Origin of the sequence: Acidovorax sp. T1 (assembly GCF_002176815.1) — a bacterium.
Lineage (GTDB): Bacteria > Pseudomonadota > Gammaproteobacteria > Burkholderiales > Burkholderiaceae_C > Acidovorax.
Map to the genome: position 1 here is coordinate 152,632 of NZ_CP021649.1, position 17,675 is coordinate 170,306.

Annotated in this window: 13 protein-coding genes and 1 pseudogene; 7 read left to right on the forward strand and 7 right to left on the reverse strand. The window is 61.6% G+C overall.

Features of this window, described 5'->3' with window-relative positions; genetic code table 11:
• The first annotated feature begins 289 nt into the window (after positions 1 to 289).
• From CCX87_RS19690 to CCX87_RS19720, 7 genes are all read left to right on the forward strand, one after another.
• Positions 290 to 1,456 carry a TolC family protein gene (locus CCX87_RS19690; RefSeq protein ID WP_232476513.1) on the forward strand — a complete coding sequence of 389 codons (1,167 nt, stop codon included), beginning with the start codon at positions 290 to 292 and terminating at the stop codon, positions 1,454 to 1,456.
• Positions 1,453 to 2,085, forward strand: a complete 633-nt coding sequence (locus CCX87_RS19695) for a hypothetical protein (protein WP_232476514.1) — start codon at positions 1,453 to 1,455, stop codon at positions 2,083 to 2,085. The genes CCX87_RS19690 and CCX87_RS19695 overlap by 4 nt, the downstream gene beginning before the upstream one ends.
• 32 nt (positions 2,086 to 2,117) lie before the next feature.
• Positions 2,118 to 3,248, forward strand: coding sequence for an efflux RND transporter periplasmic adaptor subunit (locus CCX87_RS19700; RefSeq protein WP_055401685.1), 1,131 nt, complete (start codon positions 2,118 to 2,120; stop codon positions 3,246 to 3,248).
• Positions 3,249 to 3,262: 14 nt separating this feature from the next.
• A complete protein-coding gene (locus CCX87_RS19705) occupies positions 3,263 to 6,409 on the forward strand; it encodes an efflux RND transporter permease subunit (protein ID WP_087745632.1) in 3,147 nt (1,048 codons plus the stop codon).
• Positions 6,410 to 6,511: 102 nt separating this feature from the next.
• Positions 6,512 to 6,907, forward strand: coding sequence for a hypothetical protein (locus tag CCX87_RS19710; RefSeq protein WP_054257472.1), 396 nt, complete (start codon positions 6,512 to 6,514; stop codon positions 6,905 to 6,907).
• 7 nt (positions 6,908 to 6,914) lie between these two features.
• Entirely contained in the window at positions 6,915 to 7,970 is a 1,056-nt protein-coding gene (locus tag CCX87_RS19715; protein WP_087745634.1) for a DMT family transporter, read from the forward strand.
• Positions 7,971 to 8,010: 40 nt separating this feature from the next.
• Positions 8,011 to 8,382, forward strand: a complete 372-nt coding sequence (locus tag CCX87_RS19720; protein WP_087745637.1) for a hypothetical protein — start codon at positions 8,011 to 8,013, stop codon at positions 8,380 to 8,382.
• A 16-nt stretch (positions 8,383 to 8,398) separates the two neighbouring features.
• Here the strand turns inward: CCX87_RS19720 and CCX87_RS19725 are convergent, their stop codons facing one another.
• The 7 genes and pseudogenes from CCX87_RS19725 to CCX87_RS19755 all read right to left on the reverse strand — a co-directional run.
• Positions 8,399 to 8,731: a hypothetical protein gene (locus CCX87_RS19725; RefSeq protein ID WP_087745638.1), complete on the reverse strand. Its 333-nt coding sequence runs from the start codon at positions 8,729 to 8,731 to the stop codon at positions 8,399 to 8,401.
• 62 nt (positions 8,732 to 8,793) lie between these two features.
• Positions 8,794 to 9,252 (reverse strand): chromate resistance protein ChrB domain-containing protein, encoded by a 459-nt coding sequence (locus tag CCX87_RS19730; protein ID WP_087745640.1) that lies wholly within the window; start codon positions 9,250 to 9,252, stop codon positions 8,794 to 8,796.
• Positions 9,249 to 10,169 carry a Fe-Mn family superoxide dismutase gene (locus CCX87_RS19735; RefSeq protein ID WP_087745642.1) on the reverse strand — a complete coding sequence of 307 codons (921 nt, stop codon included), beginning with the start codon at positions 10,167 to 10,169 and terminating at the stop codon, positions 9,249 to 9,251. Before CCX87_RS19735 ends, CCX87_RS19730 begins: the two co-directional genes overlap by 4 nt.
• A 25-nt stretch (positions 10,170 to 10,194) precedes the next feature.
• Positions 10,195 to 11,397 carry a chromate transporter gene (locus CCX87_RS19740; protein ID WP_087745643.1) on the reverse strand — a complete coding sequence of 401 codons (1,203 nt, stop codon included), beginning with the start codon at positions 11,395 to 11,397 and terminating at the stop codon, positions 10,195 to 10,197.
• Positions 11,398 to 11,421: 24 nt separating this feature from the next.
• Positions 11,422 to 12,384, reverse strand: coding sequence for a chromate resistance protein ChrB domain-containing protein (locus CCX87_RS19745; RefSeq protein WP_087745646.1), 963 nt, complete (start codon positions 12,382 to 12,384; stop codon positions 11,422 to 11,424).
• Positions 12,385 to 13,061: 677 nt separating this feature from the next.
• Complete coding sequence (locus CCX87_RS19750) at positions 13,062 to 16,022, reverse strand: Tn3 family transposase (protein WP_087745648.1); 2,961 nt, start codon at positions 16,020 to 16,022, stop codon at positions 13,062 to 13,064.
• Between the two features lie 108 nt (positions 16,023 to 16,130).
• Positions 16,131 to 17,603: pseudogene (locus tag CCX87_RS19755) on the reverse strand (Tn3-like element IS1071 family transposase); the annotation flags it as partial.
• Positions 17,604 to 17,675 lie beyond the last annotated feature (72 nt).

Genomic DNA, 17,675 nt, shown 5'->3' on the forward strand with positions numbered 1-17,675 from the left:
ATCTGGACGGTTTACGACGACCTCCCCGACTGATTTCCTGATCCACCCTTAGCGCCGCGCTTTCCACACGAAAGCGGGGTTGTTCATCGGTGCGGTACTACTTTGATCAGGCGCTGATGCGTCAACGATCCTGGTTTGCCGCCTTTGATCGGTCAGGAATCACGTGCGTTTTGTTATTTCCGGGCTTGCGGTGCGTTGTGCCGCAGGCTGTGCTTTGAGCTGCGCCCTCGTTGGCGCTGCGATTGCGCAGTCAAATACCGCCCCATCACTTTCAGCCACGGCATCGCCCGTGGCTCCAACACTGGCACTGGCCGTGGAAGCTGCATGGCAGCGCGCCACGCAGGCAAGAGAAGCCGAAGGCCAGACACACCGGGCTGCTGCCGAACGGGTGGCGATCTCCAGCCTATGGGCGGCCCCCCCAGCACTGGAGCTTTCTTACCGGGACGACCGCTGGCAAACCTCGGCGGGACGCAGGGAGGCCGAGGCCGGCCTGGCTTGGCCGCTGTGGATACCTGGACAGCGCAATGCACGCGGCGCTGTTGTCGATGCCGACGTGGAGCTGTCCCAAGCTGCTGTTCAAGCGGGGCGCCTGCATTTCGCGGGCCTGGTGCGGGAAGCCGCCTGGGGCATTGCCGCGCAAAAGGCCGAGTCCGACTTGGCGGACGCCCAAGTGCGATCTCTGCAGGAGATCTCCGACGACGTACGGCGCCGTTTCAAAGCGGGTGATCTGGCCCACGCGGATGCGCTTGCCGCTCAATCCGAGGCTCTGGCTGCGCAATCTGCACAGTTGGCTGCACGCCAGCGCCTAAGCGCCAGCCAGTCGCAATGGATGACCCTGACGGGCATAGCCCTGGCGCCTGATCTCACGTCTGTCCCGGTTTCTGATGGTGCCGCAGTTTCACCAGGCGGGGCGCACTTCGCCGTTGAAACGCACCCCGATGCGCGTGTCGCTGCACTGACGGTTGAGCGCGCTCGCAAGCGGCTGGACGTGGTGGCCGCGACGCGGAGCGACCCTCCAGAGCTTTTGCTGCGCATCCGGCAAGACACTCCCGGGCGGGGTGAGTCGGCTCAAAACAGCATCGGCGTCGGCGTGCGCATTCCCCTGGGCACAGCGAGCCGCAATCAGCCGCTGCAAGCTGCCGCACTGAGTGAGCTGGATGTAGCGCTGACCACGAAACAGCGAACTGAGGAGCGGCTGGCTGCTGACGCAGCGATGGCGCGGGCTGCGGTGCACACGGCAGAGCAGCAACTGGAAGCGGAGCGCCAGCGCTCGGCACTCCTGCGGGAGCGTGCCACGCTCATTGATCGGTCTTTCAAAGCTGGAGAAACACCGCTACCGGAGTTGTTGCGCGCGCTCGCTGCAGCTACCCAGGCCGACACCAGCTTCGCGCGCCAGCAAGTGGCTGTAGGCCTGGCCCGCGCCCGCCTCCAGCAATCTCTCGGAATCCTTCCATGAATCTCTTGAATCTATTCCCCTCTCGTTCCCGCCTCTCATTGCTGGGAGCAGGCTTCGCCGTGCTGGTGCTTGCCGGTACACCTAGCTATGCCGCGCCAGGCGCGCACGGCCCCAACGGCGAGCACCTGGATGCCCCCGCTCAAGCAGGTGCCAACAGCGGCCCCGTGCCCAGTTTTGAAGCCAGCTCGGAAGCCTTCGAGTTGGTGGGCCGACTGCAGGGCGGAGAGTTGTCCATCCTGATCAACCGCTTTGCCACCAACGAACCTGTGCTCAACGCCACGGTCGAAGTGGAGACGGGCAATCTCAAGGCGCCTGCCAAGTTCCACCCGGACATGGGCGACTACGCGATCGACGATGCAAGCATGCTCAAGGCCCTGGCGGCGCCCGGTGACCATCCCATGGTGGTCACTGTACTGGCGGGCAATGACTCCGACCTTCTGGACAGCACCCTCACGGTCGCGGGCGCCGCGCTTGATGACCATGGCCACTCCCACGACGGCAACGGTGCCCATGGGCCCTCCCGAACAGTCTGGTTAGCTTTGGCCCTGGTCGTCCTGGCGGCGGTCGGTTGGTTCTTTGGTCGCACGCCGAAGGCTGCAGGTAAGTCCTCCAAAGGAGGTGCGCTGTGAACTCATCGATGCAAAAAACCAAGGCAACCAGCATGCTTCATGTTTTCGGCTTGAGTGTCATCACGTACATCTCGGCGATGTTCTCACCTATTGCCGTCGCAGCGCCGGGTGCCCATGGGCCGAACGGTGAGCATCTGGATGCCTCCACGGCGGTCAGCGCATCCGGTTTGATGCGGTTGCCAGACGGCAGTGTCAACGTTCCGATGCTCGCCCAACGGCGCCTGGGTATCCGCACACAGTTGACCCCTGAAACCCAGGCCGCCGCCACCATCGAGTTGTCAGGCCGTGTGGTCGTGGACCCCAATGCGAGTGGTCGTGTCCAGGCGATCCATGGGGGACGGATCGAAGCGGGACCACGCGGGCTACCGGTCGCTGGCCAGACCGTGCGCCAGGGGGAGGTGCTGGCCTATGTGGCTCACCACGCAGAACCCTACGCATTGGCAAACCAGCAAGCCCAATTGGCAGAGTTGCGTAGTAGCCGAGAACTGGCTGCACAGCGTGTGCAGCGGCTGCAGTCCCTCGAAGGCACTGTGCCGCGCAAGGAGATCGAGGCCGCACGTGCTGAGCTGCAGAGCCTCACAGCGCGCGAGAAAAGCATTGGAGCGAGCCTGGCCGCCCGAGAGCCCTTGCTGGCCCCCGTTTCAGGCGTGATTGCCAGAGCCGATGTGACCAAAGGCCAGGTGGTCGAGGCCCGCGAAGTCTTGTTCGAGGTGATTGACCCTGCACGCGTGCTGGTGGAGGCCACCACGGCAGATTCTGGCTTGCCAGCACGCACGGGTACAGCCCACTTGCAGGGCGTGCCTGGCGTCAATTTGCAGCTGATCGGCGCTGCGCGCAGCCTGCGCGATGGCGTGCTGCCAATGACCTTCAGGGCGGTCCCGGAGCAATCGGGCAAGGCTTTGCCGCTGGCGGTCGGACAGCCCGTCACCGTCGTGGCCTCGCTGACCGAGCAGGTCAAGGGCTTCGTCCTGCCTGCGCAGGCCGTTGTGCGCAACAGTGCCAACGAGCCGGTGGTCTGGATCAAGTCCGGTGCAGAGCGCTACATTCCCCAGCCGGTGCAGTACCGCTCCCTGGACGCCGCCACGGTGGTCGTCACGCAGGGCCTGGGGGCTGACAACCGCGTGGTGGTGCAAGGTGCGCCGCTGATCGCACAGATCCGCTGAACGGAGCCCACGCAATGTTCAATTGGATCGTAAGGAACAGCCTTCACAACCGTCTGTTCGTCCTGGCGGTCGCGGCGCTGCTGATGGTCTACGGGGCTATCACCGCATGGCGCACGCCAGTCGATGTGTTTCCCGACCTCAACAAACCCCTGGTCACCGTCTTGACGGAAGCAGGAGGTATGGCGCCCGAAGAAGTCGAGCAGCTGGTGACCTTCCCTCTGGAGACCGCGCTCAACGGCATGCCGGGGGTCACGCGGGTTCGCTCTACATCTGGGGTTGGCCTGTCCATTCTCTATGCCGAGTTCGATTGGGGGACGGACATCTACCGCAACCGCCAGCTCGTGGCGGAGCGCCTGGCACTGGTGCGGGAGCAACTCCCCGGGGGCATCACGCCCGTCATGGGGCCAGTGTCTTCCATCATGGGCGAAGTCATGCTCATCGCGCTGCCGTTGGCAGCAGGCGATGGTAAGGCCGCCGCAGCGACACCCATGCAGGCCCGTGAGTACGCGGACTTCGTGCTGCGCCCAAGACTGCTGTCGATTCCAGGGGTTTCACAGGTCATCCCCATCGGCGGCGAAGTGCGCCAGTTGCGGGTGGAGCCGGACACGGCACGCATGGCACAGTTCGGGGTGACATTGACGCAGATCGAGCAGGCCCTTCGAGGCTTTGCGGGGAATGCGGGAGGTGGCTTCATCGACCTCAACAGCCGTGAATTCCTCATCCGCCACATCGGCCGTACCAGCCGTGTCGAGGACCTGCAGGGCGTGGCGGTGGCCTGGAAGGATGGCCGAGCCATCTTGCTGGAACAGGTGGCCAATGTCCGGTTCGCTGCCGCCATGAAGCGCGGTGACGCCGGATACACCGGCGTGCCTGCCGTCATCGTCAGTGTGCAAAAGCAGCCTGCGGCCGATACCGTCAAGCTCACACACGCCATCGAAGCGGCATTAGGGGATCTCAAACAGGGGCTGCCCGTGGGCTTGGCTGCTCCGAAGGTGTTGTTTCGTCAGGCGGACTTCATCGAGGCGTCCATCGGCAACGTGACCGAGGCTTTGCGGGACGGCGCCATCATGGTGGCCATCGTGTTGTTCGCCTTCCTGTTGTCCGCGCGAACCACTTTGATCTCGCTCGTGGCGATTCCCCTGTCGCTGGCCGTGACGGCCATGGTCTTCCGGCTGCTGGACCAGTCCATCAACGTCATGACTCTGGGTGGCCTGGCCATTGCCATTGGCGAGCTGGTGGACGATGCGGTGGTCGATGTGGAGAACATCCTGCGCAGGCTGAAGCAAAACCGTGCCCAGGGCAATCCACTGTCCATGCTGGAGGTCGTGCGCCGGGCGAGCGTGGAAGTCCGCTCGGGCATCGTCTACGCCACCGCCATCGTGGTGCTGGTGTTTGTGCCGCTGTTTGCGCTGCCGGGCATCGAGGGTCGCCTGTTCACGCCCCTGGGCATCGCCTACATCGTGTCGGTGCTGGCATCGATGCTGGTCTCAATGACGGTTACGCCCGTGCTGTGCCTTTACCTGTTGCCGGGGATGAAACGGTTGGACCATGGTGACAGCACCCTGGTCGCCTGGCTCAAGCGGCGGGATGCGCAAGTGCTCAGCTGGTCGTTTTCTCGCGCCAAGTCGCTGATGGCTGTCGCCGCACTGGCGGTGGCGGCAGCGGCGGCCAGTGTCCCGTTTTTCCCGCGCGCCTTTCTTCCGGCGTTCAATGAGGGCTCGCTGGTGCTTGGCATGGTGTTCAACCCAGGCACTGCGCTGGCGGAAGCCAATCGCATGGGCGCGTTGGCGGAGACGCTGATCGCAGAGGTCCCCGAGGTCACCCAGGTGGGGCGCCGGACGGGACGCGCCGAGCTGGATGAGCATGCAGAAGGCGTGCATTCGGCCGAGATCGATGTGGACCTGAAGCGGTCCGCCCGGGACCGCGAGGCCGTGATGGCAGACATCCGTGCCCGTTTGGCCGTCCTTCCAGCCCAGGTGGCCATTGGCCAGCCTATCTCCCACCGCCTGGATCACCTCTTGTCAGGGGTGCGGGCGCAGATAGCGCTCAAGATCTTCGGCGATGACACGGACACCCTACGGGGCCTGGCCGAGCAGATGCGCCAGGGACTCTCGGGCGTTCCAGGGCTGGTGGATCTGACCGTGGAAAAGCAGGTGCTGATCCCCCAGATCACGGTACGGCTGGACCACCGCAAGGCCGCGCAGGTTGGGCTGTCTCCTGGCGAGGCGGTGCGGGTCCTACAGGCTCTTACAGATGGTGCCCATGGTGCGCAAATCGTTGACGGCCTGCGCCGGTATGAACTGGTGCTGCGCCTGCCCGATGACAAACGCAGTCCTCAGGATCTGGCACGCACGCTGATCGACACGCCTGCGGGACAGATACCGGTGTCCGCCATCGCCACGGTCCAGGAAACCGATGGACCCAACCAGATTGGCCGAGAGAACGGTCGTCGCCGCATCGTCGTTTATGCCAACACGGACGGCTCCGACATGGGCCGCGTCATCGGTGACATTCGGGCAGTGATGGCCAAGACGCCATTGCCGCCTGGGACCTTCCTGAGCTTGGAAGGCCAGTTCCAGGCTCAAGAGCAGGCGATGCAATTGATCGTCGGTCTGTCGTTTGTGTCCTTAGCGATGATCTTTCTCGTTTTATATGGACGCTACAAGTCGGCCGTGCTGGCCGGGATCATCATGGCCAATATTCCGCTTGCGCTGATCGGCAGCGTGGCTGCGATGTGGCTGGCGGGGGTGAGCCTGTCGGTGGCCTCCATGGTGGGTTTCATCACGCTGGCGGGTATCGCCACGCGCAATGGGATTTTGAAGGTCAGCCACTACATCAACCTGTGCAAGTTCGAGGGAGAGGCCTTCGGCCAACCCATGATCGTGCGCGGCTCGCTGGAACGGTTGACCCCGGTGCTCATGACGGCGCTGGTGGCTGCCTTTGCGCTGACCCCGCTACTGTTGGCGGCCGACGCACCTGGTAAAGAAATCCTGCATCCGGTGGCGGTCGTGATTTTTGGTGGACTCGTCAGTTCGACCTTGCTGGACACGTTGCTGACGCCCGTGATGTTCTGGCTTTTTGGTGAAGGTGCCACCCGGCGCTTGATTGAAGGCGGCGGCGCTCAAACCCAAAGCGAGCCGATGGACCAAGAAGCCTATTGATCCCTCACTGAGACTGTATTACTTCCATCTTTTTGAAAGAGGCCTCGGAGCGCTGCCTTTTGAAGCGCTCTATTGAAACAAACTCAACGAAAGGCAACCCAAATGATCATGAAAACGAACTTCTCCCAACTGATGGCAGCCACCACCATCGTGATGGCATCCTTGGCAAGTGCGCCCGCTGCCATGGCCCATGGTGCCGCCGCCCCTGTGCATGGCGGAGTCGTGCAAACCGCTGCCGATTTGTCGTTTGAGTTAGTCGCGACACCCGATGGCGCGAATATCTACATCCAAGACCACGGCAAAGATGCGGATGTTTCACGGTTCGAGGGCAAGCTGACAGTGCTCAACGGTGCGGATAAGTCCGAAGCGCTCCTGAAACCTGCAGGTGCGAACAAGTTAGAGGCCAAGGGAGTCACCCTGTCCAAAGGGTCGAAGGCTGTCGCGGTGCTCACGACCGGCAGCAAGAAGAGCATCACGGTGCGGTTCACGGTGAAGTAAGGCAGCAATGGCGCTCCAATCCCTGCATCTGCCAGCTTTGCGAGGCGGCCTGCTGGCCTTGCTGGCGGCGGCCTTGTTCGGCATCAGTACCCCCATCGTCCAGCGGCTGGGTGCAGGGCTCGGAGCGTTTACTACGGCAGCGCTTCTGTACGCGGGTGCCGCTGCGGTAGGCGTCTTGTCTCTGCGGACTGCCGCCCAAGAAGCAAGATTGCAGAGTTCGGATACCTGGCGTCTCATCGCCATGGCCGGATTCGGAGCAGCCCTCGGCCCGGTTGCCCTGTCGTGGGGGTTGCAACACACGAGCGGTGCCAGCGCGTCGCTCATGCTCACTCTGGAGGCTCTGTTCACTGCAACGCTTGCTTGGTGGCTATACGGTGAAACCATGGACCGCCGAGTGTGGGCGGCCATGCTACTTTTGCTGGCAGGAGGCATGGCATTGGTCATGGATCAGGGACTGCAAGGTGGTGCACAGTTGCTCGGTCTGCTAGCCGTGCTGCTCGCAACCGTGGCCTGGGGCGTGGACAACACCCTGTCCCGAGGCTTAGCTGAACGTGATCCAAGCCAGGTGGTGATGGCCAAGGCGTCGCTGGGGTCTGCTGCAACAGCGTGTCTTGCAGTGGTATCGGGGGAGCCTGTGCCCTCCGTGACGGCAGCTCTAGGGCTCTTTGCCGTGGGGGCCACGGGGTATGGCCTAAGTCTTCGCTTCTACCTTCTAGCGCAGCGGGCTTTTGGCGCGGCACGGACAGGCTCCGTGTTCGCCTTTGCTCCGTTCATTGGTGCAGCTGTGGCGTTCGGCTTTGGCGAACGGTCTGCCGGGTGGTTGATGCTGGTCGGTGGTTTTCTGATGCTTGCAGGTGTACTGCTGCATTTGGCCGAGAGCCACGGGCATGAACATGTACATGAATCGATGGCGCATGAGCATGCCCACCGTCATGACGATGGACACCATTCGCACTCCCATGACGTGATGCCTACGGGAAGCCACAGCCACATGCACTTCCACGAACCGGTCACCCATTCTCATCCTCATGCGCCAGATGTTCACCATCAGCACAGGCATTAAACCCATCGCGTCTTCAAAATGCATTAGGGAAATTTGAAAGATGAATAAAACGACACCTTGGCTTGCTGCTTCGCTTGCCTTACTGATGATTTCAGGCTGTAGCACTCCGGTCTACGAAAACCGATACGCCATGTCGGAAGGCTGGAGAGTCGGTAAGGTCACCAAACTGGTTTCTGCGGACGAATACTTGAAGGAGAATGGCTCTCGCTGCGAAGGCATGGAAATTAGTCCAAATGACCGCTTCGCCTTCATCCAACAACAAGTGACCCGAGCGCGCGGGCACTTCGCCAGAATCGACACGGGCACTGGCGTAGCGGTGGGCGACGAGGTTTACTTCAACGCGTGGAAGTGTGACCAACCTCCAATAGTGCCGAAGGTCCAGCGTGGGGCCAAGGCGGTGCAAAAGCCTTAGAGACTGACGAGGAGCTTCAGCGAGCCGGGCTCTTCCTGACCGTGCCTGCGTACACCACACTGCCCGCATCGCGGTACTGCAGTTCCACCCCCACGCGGACCACGTCAAAGCAGACAGGCGAGACCTTGCTGACCTCGGGCAGCAGCAGGCACAGTTGGTTGTTCTGCGCGCTCCAGCGTCCGCTGCGTATGCGGCCGTTCTCCAAACGCTCCAGGCGCCCATCCAAAAAGTAGTCATGACCCCAATGGCGCCCGTCGGAGACCTGGTGCCCGCCCAGCGTGGCGTGGATCTGAGCGGTGGTCAGTTTGGTTTCCGGGGGCGCCGCGCAGGCCAACGGAGCAAGCGTCATGCACAGTAAATGCGCGCACAACGCACTGGTGAAGCGGTAAAGCGACCGCCCAGCACCCGCCGTCATGCCGCCACACTCGGGGGCCAATTGTGGGTTTCGGCCTGGCAGGACCTACACCACGCATACAGTGCGTCGTACATCACCATGCCATGCCCGAGCATCTTGTGGTCGTCGCTGAAGGTCTTGGACAGGCCGAGAGACAGCGCATAGAGGCCCGCAGACTGCGGCGCCAGGTCCAGTCTGGAAGTGTCCGCACCCCGCACAATCACAGCCAGTTGCAGCAAGGCGGGATCGGTGAGTTCGTACTTCTTGAGGAAGGCATCGAAGCTGCACAGCTCACCGTCGTGAGTCAATTCGACGCCGGGCACGTCGTAGGGGATTGCTCCCGTGTCCTGGGCCACCTGAAGCACCGAGGCCGAAGGCACATAGAGGAATTCCGGCTCTTTGTCGATGAACCGAGCAATCAGCCAGGGGCAGGCAATGCGGTCGATCTTGGGCCGCTCGCGGGTGACCCATTTCATGCGGCACCTCCTTGCGTTTCCAGAGGCAGGCCAGCGGCTTGCCAGGCCTCGATGCCACCCACGAGGTAGTGCGCATCCATGCCGCGTGCCCGCAGTGCCAGGACCGTAGAGCGGCCAATGTCCTTGCCGCGCAAGCAATAAAGCAGCACCGGCTTCGTTGGGTCCAACTCCTGGCTCCATTCCAACACGCGCGACGGGTCGCGCCATGATGCTCCTGCAATGACCTGCGGGCTCTCCAGATAGTCCTCCTCACGTCGCACGTCAAGCGCACCTGCCGCACCGGCCAGCGCTGCGCCTGTGTCGATGCCAAATGCCAACGCATCCGCCTCGACGGCCGCCCCGTAGCGCTTGTAGACCTTGTCCCACTGGATGTTGGCCATGAAGGCATCCACATAGGCGCCCGCCTTGGCTCCAAAGTCCAGGTGGTACGCATGCTCGTACATGTCCAGCGCCAGCACGGGCGTGGCGCCCGCCAGAAGATGCGTGTGGTCGGCAGCCCAATGGTTGATGAGGCGGCTTTCGCGGGAAGACCAGGACAGCAGCGCCCATCCCGATCCGCCGCCCATGGCGTTGGCCAGCCCCATGAACTGGCTGCGCCAGGCATCGACGGAGCCAAAATCTCGTGTGAGCGCGACGGACAAACCGCAGGATGAAAGCACGCCGTCGCCGCCCAGGTTGTCGAAATACAGCTCGTGCAAGACGGCCGAGTTGGCGGCGATCAACTCCTCGCGCTTGAGACCGTTGATGGTGAAGGTGACTGCGGCACTCCAGTCCAGCGCTGCGAGTTCGCTCCGTATGGCGTTCAGGCGCTTGACCGCACCCGAGTAGTTGTTTTCGTGGTGGCTGGTGATCAGTCGGTTTGACAAGCCAGAGAGCTGATCCGGGTTCATAGTCAGGGGGCAGATTTGATAGTTCATGAGGGTCTCCTACAGATGCTTGGGATCAGGCGGTTGCAATAAACGGGTGAGCGACAAAGCCAATCAATGCGGCGGCCAAAACCACGACAGGCTCGGGCAGCTTCTTGAATCGCCACAGCACAGCGGCGGTAGCAAGGAACAACGCGGCAGTGGGCAGGTCAACGATGGAGCGCTGCCCCAGCACCACCACGGCTCCAGCGATAGCGCCCACAGCAGCCGCAGTCACGCCATCCACGAACGCGACCACGCCGGGGTGTTTCCCGTGCTTCTTGAAGTACGGTGCTGGGATCACGGTGAGCAGGTAGCAGGGCAGAAAGGTCGCAGCCGCAGCAACAACCGCGCCCCAAAATCCACTGGTCAGGAACCCGATAAACCCGGTGGTGATGACAACTGGTCCCGGGGTGATCATGGCCACGGCCACCGCGTCCACGAACTGGCGGTCCGTCAGCCATGCGTACTCCTTGACCACGCCGCCGTAAAGGAACGGCACGATGGCCAGGCCGCTGCCGAAGACGAAGGCGCCCGCATAGGTGAAGTACGCGGCAATCTGCCCCAGCTTGTGCCAATCGAGGTTCTCCAAGCTGAGTGCCCCGGCGATAGGGGCCACCCATGCCAAGCTGTGAAGCTGGCCGCCGGTGCGCTTCAAGGGACCACGCACGGCCCATACCAACAGACCCGCGCCCAGGAAAACCCAGATCACCTCGGACTGCGTGATGATGGTCACACCAGCGCTGACCAGGTAGATGGCCCACAGCAGTTTGTCCTTGCCAACGCTCTTTGTCGTGAGCTTGTAGGCGCTCAAGGCAATGATGCCGATGACGGAGGCGCCCACGCCGTAGAAGACCGCCTGCATCCACGAGATGCCGCCGTAGGCTTTGTAGGCAAACCCCAGGGCAACCACCATCAAAAAAGATGGAAGCACAAACGCCAGGCCAACCAGCGTTGCGCCCCACAAGCGGAAGTGGACGTACCCGAGGTAAATGGCCAACTGGGCTGCCAGTGGGCCCGGCATGAGTTGAGCCAGGGCCATCCCTTCCTTGTAGTCGGCATCCGAAATCCAGCCGTGTTGCTCCACCAGATCTCGGTACATGTAGCCGACCAGCGCCACCGGGCCGCCAAAGCCGAGCGTGCCCAAGCGCAGCATGTAGCGCACCAGTTGCCACAGTGTGTAGCCAGGGGCGGTTTCCGCGCTGGCATCGGGCGCAGCCGTTACGTTGAGATCGTTCATGCTTATTCCTTAATTTGAGAGGTGCTACGGCTTGCGGTTGGTAGAGAAATGGGCATGGAGCGAGTCCAGTACCCCACCCACATCGGTCAACAGTGCGTCGTCGTCCGGCCAGCGCTTGCGCGCACCGGTCAGTACGGCCTCGAAGCCGCTGGCCTCGGGCGTGGTCGTGCCACCCACGTCCAATGCATGCACCATGGATCCCAGACGCAAAAGACCACGGTCACCATCCAGGCCAAAGCTCGCCAGCAGTACCTCAAACGTCACTCGGTCGCCAACGTGCGAAAACATAGCTCCGTCGAAATCGAAACCCAGCGCATCGGAGGGGCAGTCGGCGGCGGAGTCCAGCCACAAAAAGCGCGCAGCGTGGTCAATAAAGCGTTGGATGAGCCAGGCGCTCGCCACGCGATCTACCCAGAGATGGCGACGAGTCGCCCAGAGTCGTCCCTGGTACTGCATCCGATTACGCCGGGCGATACGGCCGGCAGCGGCCTGGGGTTCACCGGGTGACTGCCTCGCTTCGACGGCATTGGTGAAGTCCCGCCATTGGGCCTCGGCACAGATGGAAGCCTCACCGGGAAAAAAGTCGATCTTGCGGATGGCTTCGTAGGTGCGCGCGCGCCGACGCTGCAGACGCTGAAGCTCGGCGGCAGGCAGCGCGGGAATAAGCTGGCGCGCTTGCGCCAACTCGTCCAGCCAGGGAGCGTAGTCGGCCGTTCGATCAAACAGCGCTTGGTAGGTGGCTTGCTCGGCCATGTCTTGGGCATGCACGCGCAGTAGCCAGGCTTGCCCGCCTTCCTGCTGGGCCTCATCGGCCAGCGTTTGCAACTGCGCAGCATGTTCCGCCTGTGCTGGCAGCAGGTAGGTGCCGTCGCGCAAGGCAGCGCAGCCTAGTGCCTTTACGGCACGCCAAATCCGCATGCGCGCCGTGGCGGCGGCAGATGGGAGGCTGACGACAAAGGCCAGCCAAGAGTCAGAGGTGAGAGACATGGCGGCAGCTTAGTGCGCCTTCACGAGTGCTGCAATAATGTAATGATCTCTACAAGTTCATGAACTTCTTGATGTCTGTTGCATAGAAGTACAGGCAGCTCGCGTCGTTGGACGCACGGTCTGTTGAGTGGCCGCTTCTCGACGCACGCATTCAGAGGGTGTACGAGCGGGAGGCCGGGTGCCATACCTGGCTTTGGGCCAACGATGTACCTCATCGCCGATAGGTGGCGGTGGATGATCGATCGTGGCTATATCGGTCGTTCTGCAAGTCGTTGTTTTTGGCCGATGGGCGAACGGGACTCACGCAAGCCACCGGTTCACAACTGACAGCTCGTCTCTAAACCACACTTTGAAAAGACTCCCAGGAGGGCAGACCACCTGACATCAGAAAACACCAATCCAGGGTTAACCCTAGTATCCTAATCGGGTAATCTGCACCGAAAGTGACATCACCCTCAACTGGCGGATGCCGGGGCAACTCTCGAGGGGCCAACGGAATAATCTGTGCACTGAGCGCCAACTCCGCTGAGCACCCAATAGCCTACTAAATTTATCTGGTATTTCCTTTTTTGCACGAAGTGAATGAAAGGGCGAAATGCAGGGGTAAGTTAAGTTGTTGATTTATATAGTGCATCTTTCCGATTTTGCAGACGGAAATGCAAAAGCACGAAATAGGGTTACTTCTCGGCGCGTTTTGCGGGGGCGCGTTTCGAGGCCATTTCCCCCTTCAAAAGCACGCTTGCATACCGGGCCACGCTGAAGCTCATGGTGCCCCGAAAGTTGATGTGCCCGAAGTGGACGGGGCCGATTCGGCGCAAGATGCTGTCGTCAATGCGCTGCCCGCTGGACTTCAGACGATCCACGGTTTCCTGCAGTTTCATCGTGTTCCAGCCGATCACGACGTTCGTCAAGAGCGCATGTGATCCCGAAATCGACTTGAGTTCATCGCGGCGGCGGCCTCTTTCGGCGGTGATTCGGCCGTAGTAGATGGCCCGCTGAAGGAGGTGCACCGACTCACCGCGGTTGAGCAAAGTGTGGATTTCCCGCCGGAAGACGTCGTTGGTGAAAAAGTCGCACAGGAACACCGATCGCAGTAGGCGGCCGTACTGGTCCAGGCAGCGGCGGACGTCGTCCCCAGCAGCTGCGCTCCCGTGGCGGGTCAACGCCCAAGCGACGCTTACGCGACCAGACTTGATTGAGGCAATGAGGCGCATGGTCTGATCCCAGCCTTCCCGCATGGCTTTTTCGGTGATGGCCGGTATGGCGACTCTCTCAAGTGCCTCCGACACCTTGATCGAGCGGGGCGTCCATATCTTGCGGTCGGGCAGCCCCGCCAATTGGGGACACAAGTCGAACTTCAGCAGCTTGGCCACGCTCATGCCGGAGTAGGTGTAGCCGTGGGTGTCCACCGCCAAAAGGTCGACCTTGATGCGGTCTTCGCTGGTCGAGTTGTAGGCTTCGATCCCATGCACTGCGGGCGCGTCCTGGCGCGTCAACAACACGATGGGTTGGTCAAAGATGACCGGGTAGCTACCCAGGATATGGGTGTAGATGCCCGCCGCCGCAGTCTTGCGACGGGGATCGGTGCGGGCAATGGACAGGTGGCGAGTTGCGTCGAGCGCCATCATGTCCGAGGAGGCCTTCTTCCCATCGCTCCACAGCTTGACGATCGGAAACCGCTGCTGGAATGACACCACGCTGTCGTTGGCTGAGCGCAGCCGGCCAGGCGCCTCCAGCATACGCATGGCGGCCGACACGCGACTGACGGGCACGCCGGGAATCATGGCTGCTGCCGCCTTGGCGTCGATCTCTGTGCCGTGCGCGAGCAATCCTGCATACAGCGCAATGAGTTCATCGGCGTCTTCCGGCTGGCGGCCCAGCAGCATGGTGCTGATTTGGGTCCGACTGTCGATCTCCAAAATGACGTCCGGTAGCTGGGTTGCGCCAATCAAGTCGCTCAGGCGTTGGTTCGTGTGTCGAAGCTCCGGGTCCTCCTCAGCTGCGCGTATCGCCGGTATACGCACGCACCCGTGTTCATCGATCTCAAGCAGGCCTTCTTCAAGCCCGATCTCCACATCGGCAAGGCCGGCACGCAGTAGCTCGTACTGGAGGTCAAGCGCTTTGCGCGGATCCAATTCCAGACCGTAGGCTTCGCAGAGAGCGATCTTGTCGCGTTCCCACTCGTCCTGGGGGATAAGCAAGCTCGCCTTGCTCTGATAGGTTGCGCTGTGGTTCACATACAGACTTCCGCCCCGCAGACCTTTGCTGATGCGCATCAAAGCGCAACCTTCGAAGGCTCTGAGGGCGGCCTTTCGATCCGGCACCTGAAGCAGTGGGCGCCATTTTGGTTCGACCAACGAAATGTCGAAGTCAACCGGCAGTTCCTTGGCGCCTGCAGCGCGAAGTGCCTGCAATGCCGAAACCAGCTTACCGTCGGCGTGCTCGGGATCTCCCCGCAGGTCCAGGCAGTTCATGCCATCAAGGACCGTGCGAACGCGTGCGCTCTGCTCGGTCAAGGTTTCCCTGACAACCTCAGCATGGCTGACGGGCGGACGGCCCAGCATGTCATCGGCCAGCGCCGTGATGGCTGCCAGCCGTTCATGGGCATCGCGCGCGCTGTCCGCAGCAATGTCCCGCATCGATTCAATGGAATGGCGGTACTCGATTGCGCGCTGTGCCTGTTTGGCCTGGACGCGTTTGGTGCCTGAGCGGACGATGTCGTTGGTGTGCCGGTTGTTCCGAAAAATCGCCTCGTCACTAAGCTCGCCGAGCAGGTGTTTGAGAAAGCACACGATCTCGATCGAGCGGGTACCCTCGATGCGGCGGGCGGTTTCGGAGGGCGGCCGATTGACCACGGCCTGGGCGAACGCATGGATGCGCCCAATCGAGAGCCCTTGCAGGTCCCACAGGTGCACGCCCAGTGTTTTGAGAGCATCAATGCGTGAGTTCACCCCTTTGAGGCCCTTCACCCCATGTTTGCCGGCCGATTGCTTCAACCACTCCAGCAACGAGATGCCAGGAGTCGGACTCTCTTCGTGCATGACCTTGAGCACCGCGCGAAGTCGTACTGGAGTGACCGCTGCTCGAATTGTTGCCAGGGCCAGGTTCTCGACAACCTGAAACGCAGATCGGGCCAGGTCGAGCACCACACGCTGGCCTGGCAGGACGATCCTGTTGTCGAAGAGCCATTCCTGCGCGCAGGCGAGGAGGTCATCGACGGAGGAGGCGTCGATCGCCTGCTGGGACAAGGCTGCCTGTAAGCGTGCCTCGGCGTTGGAGTCGTAGGTAGAGAAGAGGAGTTGTTCTCGAACCCAAGCCCTATGGTTGCTGATGGTCCGGTCGGCATTCGAGTACAGCGACTTGAGGGAGGCAATCGCGGTCGAGTGGATGCCCAGTTGCTCGCACAGCATTGTCAACATCGCACTCGGCATCTTGAGCGCGGCATCGGCATTCCTGCCAGTCAGCGCGAGGAACGACAGCTGCACGGCCAGTCCCAGGTGGTAGCGCTTCGCGTAGCCACTGTTCCTGATCTCCCTGATCAACTCGTCCGGTAGACGGCAGTGCAGCTGCACGTCATCCGCATTCATGCCAGACGGCAGCTTTTCGTAGCCTACGAATCTGTATCGGTAGCTCGACATCAGCGTTCTCCTTCGCTCCGGGGAACACTATAAATCGCAGCTAAGTTGTTGTCGCCAGAGGCTTATTTGGAGATGGATTCCGAAATTGCACGGAAACCGAGACTACCCCGCATAGTGTTTCTTGGACTCTGCCTGCCAACGCTCGTCCGTGAAGAACAAGCGCGCACGACCCCGAAAGCTCAGGCTGTGCTCAATCCAGACCGAGCCATTGCGCACCGCGCGGCGCAGGGCAAACAGGGTGGCCACCTCCAACGCCTGAAACGCCCGTTCCCGGTCTGGGCTGGAGATCGAAACCTGCCAGATCATTCCCAGACTTGGTGCCACCACTTCAACTGGCAGCTTTCTGGATCCTTTGAGATATAAAGCTTGCAGCTTGGCAAGGTACTCGATGGCAGGATGCTCGCCGGTGGCCTGCCAGGGCAGCTTTGCAATGGCGACGAGCAACGACCGCACGGGGCGAATTCCATCAATCAATCCCTCGCGGACCAGGGAGGCCCTGCTCGGTGGTTTGCGTTTCTGGGTTTCGGTGATCAAGGCTTCAAGACGGGCACGCAACTCAGCATCTGGCACCGCACCTTGCGCGCTCAAGGCAACAAGTTCGCCGAGCAGCGTTTTGTACATTGCGGCCCAATTGACGGTAGCGGGGACATCGGCGGCAGCCTGACGCCACAGATCGGCGATCCGGCGCTGCACCATAAGGATCAACTGGTCTGTGGTGGTGAACAGGCAATACCGAAGAAAGCATGCGACCTCCACGGTGCGCGCTGGCTCTTTGATCTTGGCTCCGGCTGAGGGCGGCCTGGAGACAAGTCGGCGCGCGTAGCGGCGCAAGATGAGATCGGGGATGTCTGCCAGGTGCTTATGAACGTCCAGCGTGTAAAGCAGGTCGATGCGCTCCAGTACCTCGCTGATTTGGCGGGTTGAGTGTTTCGCCGGTGCAGCCCATAGCCAACTCTGCTGGGTTTGTCCATCTGGGCGCAGCTCTGAAACTGAGGCTCGCCAGCGATCAAGTGTTGCTGGATCAACGCTGGCGGCGATGGCGGTGCCTGTTTCAACTTCAAGCTGGGCAAGTGCCGCCGCAATCAGTGTCCGAATTGCCCGCTCGTGCACGATCACCAGCTTGTTCTTGTACAGCCATTGACGCGCCCGCACGAGTAGCTGATCGCGGTCGGCGCAGCGCGCCACTTCGTCGCGCAGTTCACGTACCAGTGAGCGGCGCTGGTGCTCGCTCATCCACTGGAATCCAAGGACCGTGCAGGCTACTTGTTGGTGATCGAATAGCGTGCGCCCGCGTTCATACATGGCTCTCAGCGAGGCGACTTCTGGTGCTGCAATGCCAAGCTCGTTGCCAAGGTGGCGCCACAAGGCTACTGGAATTACCCGAAAGGCACCGAGCAAACGCCCACTCATGCGCAGGAAACCAATATGGAGCGCCAGACCAAGCTTGTGGGAATCACCTCGGCGTGCATTGATTGCGTCGCGCTCGGCACCATCGAAGGTGAAAAATGCCTTCATCTCGAAGTCGCTGATATCGCGGGGGAGCCCACGCATCCCCAAAAACGTTGTGTGCCAACCCTGCATCGTGAACCTCAAAAGTGGGAGGCCACCATACCCGTTTACAAAGCGAACAGGAAAGTCAATGAAATCAACGGT